This window comes from Cellulosimicrobium sp. G4 BAM 1002, from assembly GCF_057126935.1.
This window is the reverse complement of record NZ_CP182109.1, coordinates 2174441-2186411: the sequence shown is the minus strand read 5'-3', so window position 1 is coordinate 2186411 and position 11971 is coordinate 2174441. Positions and strand designations below refer to the sequence as shown.

At 72.9% G+C, this 11971-nt stretch carries 6 protein-coding genes and 2 pseudogenes; 3 read left to right on the top strand and 5 right to left on the bottom strand.

Annotation, left to right across the window (positions count from 1 at the left end; genetic code table 11):
• Nucleotides 1–4: 4 nt before the first annotated feature.
• The 3 genes from ACMXGY_RS09810 to ACMXGY_RS09800 all read left to right on the top strand — a co-directional run bounded on the left by ACMXGY_RS09810 (nucleotide 5) and on the right by ACMXGY_RS09800 (nucleotide 4757).
• On the top strand, nucleotides 5–1060 hold the full coding sequence (locus tag ACMXGY_RS09810; protein ID WP_483776643.1) for a lipid II:glycine glycyltransferase FemX: 1056 nt from the start codon (nucleotides 5–7) through the stop codon (nucleotides 1058–1060).
• A gap of 185 nt (nucleotides 1061–1245) precedes the next feature.
• Complete coding sequence (locus ACMXGY_RS09805; protein ID WP_483776642.1) at nucleotides 1246–2544, top strand: thiolase family protein; 1299 nt, start codon at nucleotides 1246–1248, stop codon at nucleotides 2542–2544.
• 62 nt (nucleotides 2545–2606) lie between these two features.
• Nucleotides 2607–4757, top strand: a complete 2151-nt coding sequence (locus tag ACMXGY_RS09800) for a 3-hydroxyacyl-CoA dehydrogenase NAD-binding domain-containing protein (protein ID WP_483776835.1) — start codon at nucleotides 2607–2609, stop codon at nucleotides 4755–4757.
• 116 nt (nucleotides 4758–4873) lie between these two features.
• Here the strand turns inward: ACMXGY_RS09800 and ACMXGY_RS09795 are convergent, their stop codons facing one another.
• From ACMXGY_RS09795 to pflB, 5 genes and pseudogenes are all read right to left on the bottom strand, one after another.
• The gene (locus tag ACMXGY_RS09795; protein WP_483776641.1) at nucleotides 4874–5629 is read right to left on the bottom strand and encodes a PIG-L deacetylase family protein; all 756 of its coding nucleotides are present in this window, start codon (nucleotides 5627–5629) and stop codon (nucleotides 4874–4876) included.
• A 9-nt stretch (nucleotides 5630–5638) separates the two neighbouring features.
• Nucleotides 5639–7885: a DEAD/DEAH box helicase gene (locus ACMXGY_RS09790; RefSeq protein ID WP_483776640.1), complete on the bottom strand. Its 2247-nt coding sequence runs from the start codon at nucleotides 7883–7885 to the stop codon at nucleotides 5639–5641.
• Nucleotides 7855–8448, bottom strand: a pseudogene (locus ACMXGY_RS09785) (GrpB family protein); the annotation flags it as partial. The gene ACMXGY_RS09790 and the pseudogene ACMXGY_RS09785, both read right to left, overlap by 31 nt.
• Nucleotides 8449–8540: 92 nt before the next feature.
• Nucleotides 8541–9480: pseudogene (pflA, locus tag ACMXGY_RS09780) on the bottom strand (pyruvate formate-lyase-activating protein).
• 11 nt (nucleotides 9481–9491) lie between these two features.
• A complete protein-coding gene (pflB, locus tag ACMXGY_RS09775) occupies nucleotides 9492–11798 on the bottom strand; it encodes a formate C-acetyltransferase (protein WP_483776639.1) in 2307 nt (768 codons plus the stop codon).
• Nucleotides 11799–11971: the final 173 nt, after the last annotated feature.

Here is an 11971-nt window from a genome sequence, read left to right as displayed (position 1 = left end):
TCCGGTGCACGACGCGAACCTGACGATCCGGACAGTCACCGACCGCGCCTCCTGGGACGCCCGGGTGAACGAGCTGGGCGGCCACCCGCTGCAGCTCTGGGGCTGGGGCGAGGTGAAGGCGACCGGCGCGTGGACCCCGCACCGCGTGGAGGCGGTCGACGCAGAGGGCCGGGTGCAGGGGCTCGCCCAGGTGCTGGTCCGGTCGCTGCCCGCGCAGTTCAAGGCGCTGTGCCACGTCCCGCGCGGCCCGGTGGTCGCGCCCGCCGTGGCGGCGGGAGCGGACGGTTGGGGCGCCGGGCCGGGCGTCGGCGACGACGCGACGCGCGACGCCGTGACGCGTGCCGTCGTCGCGTGGTGCAAGGAGCACGTCGGCGGCGTCGGCGTGACGATCGAGCCGGACTGGCCCGTGGGCACGCACCTCGACCTGCCCGACGCCCGCCCCGCCGCGAACCCGATCCTCTACCCGGTCACGCTGATCCTCGACCTGACGAAGAGCCAGGACGAGCTGACGAAGGCCATGGGCAAGACCACGCGGTACGACATCCGCAAGGCCGCCCGCACCGGGCTCGAGGTGCGTCGCGTCACGGACGAGGCGGAGGTCCGCCAGGTGCTCGCGGTCTACCACGAGACTGCCGAGCGTGCGGGCTTCGCGCTGCACGACGACGAGTACTACCTCGCGATCCACCGCGAGCTCGGCGAGCACTCCGTGCTGGTCGCGGCGTTCTCCGAGGGCGCGCCGGTGTCCTTCGTCTGGTGCGTGTCGTCCGCGACGACCTCCTTCGAGCTCTACGGCGGGATCAACGACGCCGGGCGCAAGCTCCGCGCCAACGCCCCCGTGAAGTGGCACGCGATCACGCTCGCCCAGGACGCCGGGCTCGTGCGGTACGACATGAACGGGCTGCTCAACGACGGGATCAGCGAGTTCAAGCGCAGCTTCGCGCAGCACGACGACGAGCTCCTCGGGAGCGTCGACGTCCCGTTCTCGATGTGGTACTCCGCCTGGAACAAGGGCCTGCCCACCGCGAAGAAGGTCGTCCGAAAGCTGCGCGGGAGCCGCTGAGCGCTCCGCGCCCCGCCCCACGAGAGACCCGGTATCGCCGATGCGATACCGGGTCTCTTTCGTCGCGTACGATCTACTCGTACTTTCCCGATACTCGCGGTAGCGTGTATCAGCACACGTGAACGAACCGAGCGGTGCCGCTCCGGACACCGCCGTCCCGACCATCTGCATCGGATGGAGATGCCATGACCGTGGCCAACGAGGCCCCTCGCACCCAGGCCGCCACCCAGCGCTCGCGCCACCGCGCCGTGCGCGACGTCGTCTTCGTGGAAGGTGTGCGCAGCCCGTTCGGCAAGGCGCGCCCCGACGGGATCTTCGCCGAGACCCGTGCCGACGACCTCGCGGTGAAGACGATCCGCGAGCTCCTGCGCCGTCGTCCCGAGCTCCCGGCCGAGCGGATCGACGAGCTCGCGCTCGCCGCGACGACCCAGACCGGCGACCAGGGCCTCACCCTCGGGCGCAGCGTCGCCGTCCTCGCCGGGCTGCCCAAGTCCGTCCCCGGCTTCGCGATCGACCGCATGTGCGCGGGAGCGATGACCGCGGTGACCACGACCGCGGCGAACATCGCCGTCGGCGCGCAGGACGTGACGATCGCCGGTGGCGTCGAGCACATGGGCCACCACCCGATGGGCGAGGGCGCCGACCCGAACCCCCGCTTCGTCGCCGAGAAGCTCGTCGACTCCTCGGCGCTCGTCATGGGCGCGACGGCCGAGAACCTGCACGACCGGTTCCCGCACCTCACCAAGGAGCGCGCGGACGCGTACGGCGTCGAGAGCCAGGCCAAGTACGCCAAGGCCCTGGCGAACGGCGACATCTCCGACGCCCTCGTGCCGATCGCGACCCGGTCGGCCGAGCTCGGCTGGGGACTGGCCACGGCCGACGAGCTGCCCCGTCCCGGCACGACCGTGGACGCGATCCGCGACCTGAAGACCCCGTTCCGCCCGGGCGGCCGCGTCACGGCGGGCAACGCCTCGCCGCTCACCGACGGCGCGACGGCGTGCCTCCTCGCGGCGGGCGACGTCGCCGACGAGCTGGGCCTCCCGGCCCGGATGCGCCTGGTCTCCTACGCCTACGCGGGCGTCGACCCCGAGGTCATGGGCATCGGCCCGGTCCCGGCGACCGAGCGTGCGCTCGCCTCCGCGGGCCTGACGATCGAGGACATCGGCCTGTTCGAGATCAACGAGGCGTTCGCGGTCCAGGTGCTCGCGTTCCTCGACCACTTCGGCCTGCCCGACGACGACCCGCGCGTCAACCTCTACGGCGGCGCCATCGCCATGGGGCACCCCCTCGCGTCGTCGGGCGTGCGCCTCATGACCCAGCTCGCGCGCCAGTTCGAGCAGCACCCCGAGGTGCGCTACGGCCTGACCACCATGTGCGTCGGTCTCGGCATGGGCGGCACGGTGATCTGGGAGAACCCGCACCACGCCGACTACTCCGGCCACGGCGCCGCCGACACGACCACCGCGACCGACGGGGAGAACTGACCGTGAGCGAGACCACCTCCGAGACCACGACGCGACCCGGCACGACGTCGGCCGACCAGACCATCGCCCCGGACGCGTCGTCACCGCGCGACGGCGGACCCGCCCCGGCACGCGGTGAGCGCGTCACCCACTCGCTCGTGCGCGACGTCGAACTGCCCGGCGGCCGCGGCACGCTCGCGCTCGTCACGCTCGACAACGGGCTCGACCACACGAAGCCGTCGACGCTCGGCCCCGAGGGCATCGCGGAGCTCACGGCGGCCCTGCGCGCGCTGCAGCAGCGTGCCGCCGACGGCGAGATCGTCGCCGTCGCGGTGACCGGCAAGCCGTACTTCCTCGCCGCGGGCGCGGACCTCCGGCAGGTCGCGACCGTGACGTCGCACGACATGGCGCTCGAGCTCGGGCGCAGCGGCCACGCGGCCTACCGGCTGCTCGGCGAGATGGGCGTGCCCACGTTCGCGTACATCAACGGCCTGGCGCTCGGCGGCGGGCTCGAGGTCGCGCTCAACTGCGACTACCGGACGGTCGCGACCGACGCCCCCGCTCTCGCCCTGCCCGAGGTCGGCCTGGGCCTCGTACCCGGCTGGGGCGGCGCGTACCTCGTGCCTCGGCTCGTCGGCGTCGAGAAGGCGATGGACGTCATCCTCGCCCGCCCCGCCGCGAACAAGCCGTTCAAGGCCAAGGAGGCCTACGAGATCGGCCTCGCCGACGCGATCTTCGAGGCGCCCGACTTCCTCGAGTCCTCGCTGCGCTGGACCGCCGCGGTCCTCGCGGGCGAGATCGTCGTCGAGCGGCGCGAGCTCGACCCCGCCCCGGTCTGGGACGCGGTCGTCGGCGCGACCCGCAAGCAGCTCGACGCCGTCGTCGCCGGGTCCCGGCCCGCCCCGTACCGCGCCCTCGACCTCGTCGCCGCGGCGCGGACCGCGACGAAGGACGAGGCGTTCGCCGCCGAGGACGAGGCCCTCGCGGACCTCATCATGAGCGACGAGATGCGCGCGAGCGTCTACGCGTTCCAGCTCGTCTCGCAGGGCAAGCGTCCGCAGGGCGCGCCCGACGCGAAGCTCGCGCGGCCCGTGACGCGGGTCGGCATCGTGGGGGCGGGCCTCATGGCGGCGCAGATCGCGCTCCTGTTCGCCCAGCGCCTCCAGGTGCCCGTCGTCATGCGCGACCTCGACCAGGAGCGCGTGGACAAGGGCCTCGGCTACGTGCGCTCGACCGTCGAGAAGCTCGTGCGCACCGGCCGGATGTCGCAGGACGCCGCCGCGCGCATCGTCGGCTCCGTGCACGGCACGACCGAGATCGGGGACTTCGCCGCGTGCGACGTCGTGATCGAGGCCGTCACCGAGATCCTCCCGCTCAAGAAGAAGGTCTTCGCCGAGCTCGAGGGGATCGTCTCCCCCGAGACGGTGCTGCTCACGAACACCTCGGCGCTCTCCATCACCGAGATGGCCGCGGACCTGCAGCACCCCGAGCGCGTCGTCGGGATGCACTTCTTCAACCCCGTCGCGCAGATGCCTCTCGTCGAGATCATCCAGGCCGCGAAGACGGACGACGCCGCGCTCGCCACGGCGTTCGCCATGACGAAGAAGCTGCGCAAGACCGCGGTGCTCGTCGCGGACCGGCCCGGCTTCGTCGTCAACCGCCTCCTCATCCTGCTCATGGGCAAGATCGTCGAGGCGGTCGAGAACGGGACGTCGGTCGAGGTCGCGGACCGCGCCGTCGCGCCGCTCGGGCTGCCCATGCCGCCGTTCGCGCTGTTCGACCTCGTCGGCCCGGCGGTCGGGCTGCACGTCCTCACGTCGCTGCGCGAGGACCTCGGCGACCGGTTCCCGGTCTCCCCCGGCCTCCAGCGCATCGTGGACGAGCAGATCCCCGTCGTGCTCGACGCGCCGAAGGGCCTGCCGAAGCCCGTCGACCCGGCGATCCAGCGGGTGTTCGGCACGGGCGAGGCCGGTGGCCCGGGTGCGCTCGACGAGGCGGGCGTGCTCGACTCCGTGCTCACCGCCCTCACGCAGGAGATCGGGCTCATGCTCGACGAGGGCGTCGTGGCGAGCCCGTCGCAGATCGACCTGTGCATGATCCTCGGCGCCGGGTGGGGCTTCCACCTCGGCGGCATCACGCCGTACCTCGACCGCACGGGTTACAGCGAGAAGGTGCTGGGCCGCCGGCTCCTGCCCGACGGCGTCGCGAACGTCCCGGCAGCGGCGCGCGCCTGAACCCTCCCGCCGAGCATGCGGTTGTGGCCTGTCCCTGCCCGGGGACGGGCCACAGCCGCATGCTCGACCGGCCGCAGGCGCATCGCGTGGCGATCCGAGCACGACCCGCCGGAGACTCAGTCCTCCCAGCCCATGCGCAGCACCTCGAACGCGACCGCGTGCGTGACACCCATCCGCTCGCCCGTCGGGGCGCTCATGGAGGCGAGGAACGCGGCGGGGTCGAAGTCGGCCCAACCCAGCCCGTCGAGGTACGCCGCGTGCGCGCGCAGCGACGCGACGCCCGCCTCGAAGGTCGCGCTCACGTCGACGCCGTGCGCGGCGTCGGGCGAGGCGGCGACCCAGACCTGCCGCACCCTGCCCCACGGTTCCAGCTCGTCGGTCTCGACCTGCTCGCGGAACACCCACCGGTTCCCGGCGTCGCGCACCGCGTCGACCACGGCGCGCCCGGTCGCGATGTGGTCGGCCTGGTTGAGCATGCCTCCGGGAAACGTCTCGCGGTAGTTCCCCGTGACGACCACGTCGGGCCGGTGCCGACGGATCGCGCCGGCGATCGCGCGGCGCAGCGGGATCCCGTACTCGAGCACGCCGTCGGGCTGGCCGAGGAACTCGACCTCCTCGACGCCGACGAGGCGCGCGGACTCGACCTGCTCCGCCTCGCGCACGCGCCGCGCCTCGTCGGGGTCCATCCCGTCGATGCCGGCCTCGCCGCTCGTCACCATGCAGTACACGACCCGCTTGCCCTGGCCGGTCCAGCGCGCGACGGCGGCGGCCGCGCCGAACTCCATGTCGTCCGGGTGGGCCACGACGGCGAGGGCCGTGGACCAGTCCTCGGGCAGCGGGACGAGCGGGGGCAGGATGTCCGGTGTGGTCATGCCGCCACGCTATGCCCGTGGCTCGACCGGCGCGTCCTCGGTCGACGTCACGGTGGGGTCGACGAAGAGCCGGGCGCGCTCGGCGTCGACGACGGCGCGCGCGAGCGTCGCCTCCGACACGTCGACGGCGCCCGCGACCTCCTCGGCGAGCGCGCTGCGCCGTGCGTAGGCGTCGAACAGTCGGGTCTTGGTGCCGACGAGGCGCACGAGGTGCTCGTCGACGCTGTCGACCGTGAGCAGCCGGTGGACCTGCACCGTCTCGACCTGGCCCATGCGGTGCGCGCGCGCGATCGCCTGCGCCTCGGTCGTGGGCTTGGTCTGCGGCTCGCACAGGATCACGACCGACGCGGCCTGGAGGTTGAGCCCCACTCCCCCGACGTCGATCTGGCTCACGAGAACGCGTGGCGTCTCGGACAGGGTGAAGTCGTCGACGATCGACTGCCGGGTGCTCGCAGCGACGGACCCCGTGAGCGGGTCGAGCGCGAGGTCCCCGAGGGCCCGGACGACGACGTCCACGACGTCCCGGAAGTACGAGAACACGACGACCTTGCGCCCGTTCTCGACGGCCTCGCGCGCGATCTCCACGAGGCGCCGCAGCTTCGCCGAGTCCTCCGGGTGCTCGACGGCGAACGCCGCCCGCCGCATCGCCATGAACGCACCCGCCGCGACCGCCTCGCGGTATGCGGCGCCGTCGACCGGGCCGAGCCGCTCCCACTCGTCGACCTGGACGAGCTCGGGCAGCTCCTCGAGCACGTCGTCGGCGTTGCGCCGCAGGTAAGCGGGCGCCACGGCACGGCGGAAGACGTCCGGGCCGGCGGCACCCTGCGCCGGGTCGAGGCTCGCCGCGAGCTCGGGCTGCACGTAGGAGAGCAGGGTGCGCAGCTCGTCGACCCGGTTCTCCAGGGGCGTGCCGGACAGGAGCAGCACGTGCGGCACGGCTGCCGCGAGCGTCGCGGTCGCGACGGAGCGCTTCGCACGGGGGTTCTTCACGTAGTGCGCCTCGTCGACGACGAGCGCCGCGGGACCGGCCGCAACGAGGGCATCCGTGCCCGCGCGCCGCAGGCCGGCGAACGTCACGACGGCGACGCCGCCGGAGTCCCGCCAGGCCGCGAGGGCCGCGTCGCGGTCCTCGCCGTGGACGGCGTGCACGACGAGCGTCGAGTGCGCGCGCACCTCGCGCACCCAGTTCTCGAGCACGCTCGCCGGGCACACCACGACCGCGTGCGTCGCGCCACGCGCGACGAGGTGCGCGACCACGGCGATCGCCTGGACCGTCTTGCCGAGACCCATCTCGTCGCCGAGCACGACGCGCCGCTGCGCGAGCGCGAACCGCGCCCCGAAGGCCTGGTAGCCGCGCAACGAGACGCGCAGGCGCGTCTCGTCGAGCGCCTGCGACTGGACCCGGTCGACGAGCTCCGTCGGGAGGTGGCCCTCGGCGGCGGCGAGATCCCGTCCGGTGGGGGCGACGCCGTCGAGCAGCGCGTAGTACGCCGCGGAGCGACGCCGGAAGTCCTGCCAGGCGTCGTACGGGCGCGCCGGCTCGTCGAGCAGAGCGGTGATCCGCCCGGCCTCCTCGACGAGGCCGGACGCGCGCGCCTCCTGCAGCAGTCCCGCGAGCGCGGCCAGGGCGGCGAACGCACGACGTCGGCGCTCGCCCCACGCGAAGAACCGGCGGGCTCCGCTCGTCACGGCCCGGGCGTCGTCGCGGACGCGCGCGTGCGCGGCGAGAGCGTGCCGCACCTGGTCCCCGTACCGGGCGACGACGGCGTCGGCCTGGTCGAGCGTGTGCAGCGCCTGCACGAGCGCGGTCGCGACGGGGTCGGTCGGGGTGAGGTCGATGCGGAAGCGCAGGCTCTCCCGGACGGCGCGCGCGACCTGCTCCGCCGCCGCGATCAGGTGCGTCGCGGTCTGCGGCCCGATGCCGGGCACCTTCTCGAGGCCGACGCGCCCGAGGCGGGCGACCTCACCCACCGTGCCGACCCCGGCGTCCGCGAGCGCCCCGAGCCGCAGCCGTTCGCGCGTGACGTCGCGCAGAGCGCCGACGCCGACGGTGTCGAGCCGCGCGAGGACCTTCTCCTCGCGGCTCTCGCCGAACGCGGCGCGGACCTGCTCGCGTGCTGCGGTCGGCGCCGCCGCGAGCGCCGCGAGCAGGCCGGTGAGCTCGTCGGCCTGGGCGACGACGTCGCGCGCACCTCGCACGTCGGGCACGGGCGGCCCGTCGTCGTTCACGTCGCGGCGTCGCGCGACGCGAGCCATCGCTCCATCCGCGGCTGCGCCCCGTCGAGGAACGCCGTCTTGTCGCGCGTGTAGTCGTCATAGTCGTCGGCGTCGGCGTGACGTGCGGCGAGACCGCGCTTCGTCGCCTCGTAGGCGGCCGCCTCGGCGGGCTGGGCGCGCAGCCAGTCGCGGAAGGCGACCACGTACTCGGCGAACGGCGACCCGAGAAGGCGGACGTGCAGGATGACGGGCGGCTCGCCGTCGTTCCCGGGGTGCGTGAGGAGCCTCTTGCGGTACCGGGACGGGTCCGGGTCGGCGCCCGGTCGCGGGATGTCGCGGTACACGCCCGGGGAGTCCGGACGCGAGCCCCGTGCGATCGAGAACCCGAGGGGGCCGAGCACCTCCAGCAGCGCGGCCTCCGCGGGCAGCGGCGACACGCGCACCTGCAGGTCGATGATCCGCTTCGCCGCGAGCCCGGGCACCGCGGTGGACCCGATGTGCTCCACCACCGGGTCCGTGCCGTCGCGGTCGTCGAGATCGCTCAGCGCCTCGGCGACGCGCTCGGTCCACCGCACGCCGATCGCGCGCCATCGAGGGTCATGGGCGTCAAGGGTCGCGGCCGGCACCCAAGGAACTTTACGGCCCCCGAACCGACCGTCGCCCGTCCCTCTCCTCGGGGGAGGGCGGATGCTCCTTAGTACGTGAGGAGGCCGTGCGCGCGGAACTGGTCGCGCACGCGCTCGGTGAGCTCGGGCGAGGGTGCGGGGGTGTCCTCGAGCTCGTAGGTGCGCCCGAGCGCGTCCCACTTGTCGCGGCCCATCTGGTGGAACGGCAGCACCTCGACGCGGGCCCACCGTGCCCGGGCGGATCTCGTTCAGGGACGCGGCGTACGCGGCGACCTTCTCGACGTTCTCCACGTCGTCGGTGAGGCCCGGCACGAGCACGAACCGGACCCACACGACCGGCGCCGGCCCGACGAGCCCTCGCTCGGCGATCCGCCGGCCGAACCGCAGGGTCGGCTCGAGGTCGCGGCTCGTGACCTTCCTGTACGTGTCCGGGTCGCCGGACTTCACGTCGAGCAGCACGAGGTCGGTGTCGTCGAGCATGGCGTCGGTCGCGTTCGCGCCGAGGAAGCCCGAGGTGTCGAGCGTGGTGTGCACGCCCATCGCCTTCGCGCCGCGCAGCACGCGCGCGGCGAACGCGGGCTGCATGAGCACCTCGCCCCCCGAGAGCGTGAGCCCTCCGTGGGTGGCACGGAACACCGGCAGGTAACGCTTGACGCGCCCGAGGAGCTCGTCCGCCGTGACGGGCCTGCCGTCCTTCATGGCGAACGTGTCGGGGTTGTGGCAGTACAGGCACCGCAGCGGGCACCCGTTGAGGAACACCGTGAGGCGGGTCCCCGGCCCGTCCACGGCCGTGACGAGCTCCCAGGAGTGGACCGAGCCGAGCTCGCCCGCGCGCATCGCCGCGAGCTTGTCGGCCCGGTCCACGTCCGCGACCGCCAGCCCGTCCAGGCCCGCGCCCGCGCGGCGCGCATGACCCGCCGCGGCACCTGACGGCGCGGGGTCCCCCGGCACGTCGAGGTGCGTCGCGTCGTCGGGCAGGACGCCGGGGCCGGGAAGGGTGACGGTCATCAGGGATCTCCTCAGAGCGCGCCGTGGAAGGTGCGCGAGAGCACGTCGAGCTGCTGCTCGCGCGTGAGGCGGACGAAGTTCACCGCGTACCCGGACACGCGGATCGTCAGCTGCGGGTAGTTCTCGGGGTGGTCCATGGCGTCCAGGAGCGTCTCGCGGTTCAGCACGTTGACGTTCATGTGGTAGCCGTTCGACCCCACGTAGGCGTCGAGGAGGCCGGCGAGGTTCGTGACCTGCTCGTCCTTCGTGCGTCCGAGGCCGCTCGGCACCACGGTGTTGGTGAGCGAGATGCCGTCCTGCGCCTCGTCGTACGGGAGCTTGGCCACGGAGAGCGCCGAGGCGAGCATGCCGTGCGTGTCGCGGCCGTTCATCGGGTTCGCGCCCGGCGCGAACGGCTCGCCCGCCCGACGGCCGTCGGGCGTGTTGCCCGTCGCCTTGCCGTACACGACGTTCGACGTGATGGTCAGGACCGACTGGGTAGGCACCGCGTCGCGGTAGGTCGGGTGCGTGCGCACCTTCGCCATGAACCGCTCGACGAGGTCGACGGCGATCGCGTCGGCCCGGTCGTCGTCGTTGCCGTACGTCGGGTACTCGCCCTCGGTGACGTAGTCGACGACGAGACCGCGCTCGTCGCGCACCACGGAGACCTTCGCGTGCTTGATCGCGGACAGCGAGTCGGCCGCGACGGACAGGCCCGCGATGCCGCACGCCATGGTCCGCAGCACGTCCTTGTCGTGCAGCGCCATCTCGAGGCGCTCGTACGCGTACTTGTCGTGCGACCAGTGGATGCAGTTGAGCGCCTCGACGTAGGTCGCGGCGAGCCAGTCCATCGTCGCGTCGAACTTGGCCATGACGTCGTCGAAGTCGAGGACGTCGCCCTCGACGGGCGCCGCCACCGGGGAGACCTGCTTGCCCGAGATCTCGTCGCGCCCGCCGTTGATCGCGTAGAGCAGGGTCTTGGCGAGGTTCACACGGGCGCCGAAGAACTGCATCTGCTTGCCGACCCGCATCGGGGACACGCAGCACGCGATCGCCGCGTCGTCGCCCCAGGCGGAGCGGATGAGCTCGTCGGACTCGTACTGCACGGCCGACGTGTCGATCGACACCTGCGCGCAGAAGTCCTTGAAGCCCTGCGGCAGCTCCGGGCTCCAGAACACCGTCATGTTCGGCTCGGGGGCCGGGCCGAGGTTGTACAGCGTCTGGAGGAAGCGGAACGAGTTCTTCGTGACGAGGGGCCGCCCGTCCTCGCCCATGCCGCCGATCGTCTCGGTGACCCACGTCGGGTCGCCGGAGAACAGCGCGTCGTACTCGGGCGTGCGCAGGAACCGGACGATGCGCAGCTTGATGACGAAGTCGTCGACGATCTCCTGCGCCTGCGACTCCGTGATCCGGCCGGCCTCGAGGTCGCGGTCGATGAAGACGTCGAGGAACGTCGACGTGCGCCCGAGCGACATCGCGGCGCCGTTCTGCTCCTTCACCGCGGCGAGGTAGGCGAAGTAGAGCCACTGCACGGCCTCGCGGGCCGTCGTCGCCGGACCGGAGATGTCGTAGCCGTACTCGGCCGCCATGTCCTTGAGCTCGCCGAGCGCGCGGATCTGCTCCGCGTGCTCCTCGCGCTCGCGCACGACCTTCTCGCTGAACGGCTGCGTGTCCAGCTCGAGCTTGTCGAGCTTCTTAGCGGCGACCAGCGCGTCGACGCCGTAGAGCGCGACGCGGCGGTAGTCGCCGATGATCCGGCCGCGGCCGTAGGCGTCGGGCAGGCCGGTGATGATGTGCGAGCTGCGGGCAGCGCGCACGTTGGGCGGGTAGACGTCGAACACGCCCTGGTTGTGCGTCTTGCGGTACTCGGTGAAGACCTTCTTGAGGGTCTCGTCGACCTCGTAGCCGTAGGTCTGCAGAGCACCCTCGACCATGCGCCAGCCGCCGTTCGGCATGATCGCGCGCTTGAGCGGGGCGTCGGTCTGCAGGCCGACGATGACCTCGTGCGCCTTGTCGATGTACCCGGGGGCGTGGGCGGTGATCCCGGCCGGCGTGTGCGGGTCGACGTCGTAGATCCCCATCTCCCGCTCCTCGGGGAACATCGCCGACAGCGTCGACCAGATCCCGGTCGTGCGCTCCGTGGGCCCGGCGAGGAACGAGGCGTCGCCCGTGTACGGGCGGTAGTTGCGCTGGATGAAGTCGCGGACGTCCACGTGGTCGCGCCACGGGCCGTCGACGAAGCCCTCCCACGCGGGCACGCGTGCGGTGTCGGCCGTGTCGCCCTCCGCGGCGCGGGTGCCGCCGCTCGTCGTGCCGGGTGCCTCGGAAACGCTGGTCATCTGGACCTCCCTCGAACCTGGCGCGCGGGTCCGCGCGTCGGCCGGCTCCCGTCTCCCGACGGGTTCCTTCGCCACCTCCAGGCTAGGGACCCGACGCCCCTCGCGGAGGGGTTCCGGGCCCTCCGGGGACCTAGGTCCCGAGCCGGGCGGGACCCTCCAGGAACGGCGGGATC

Bases quoted from the DNA above. Each gene is read 5' to 3' on its own strand.
- ACMXGY_RS09805 (WP_483776642.1), top strand. From the start codon at position 1,246: ATGACCGTGGCCAACGAGGCCCCTCGCACCCAGGCCGCCACCCAGCGC.
- ACMXGY_RS09795 (WP_483776641.1), bottom strand. From the start codon at position 5,629: ATGACCACACCGGACATCCTGCCCCCGCTCGTCCCGCTGCCCGAGGAC.
- ACMXGY_RS09790 (WP_483776640.1), bottom strand. From the start codon at position 7,885: ATGGCTCGCGTCGCGCGACGCCGCGACGTGAACGACGACGGGCCGCCC.
- pflB (WP_483776639.1), bottom strand. From the start codon at position 11,798: ATGACCAGCGTTTCCGAGGCACCCGGCACGACGAGCGGCGGCACCCGC.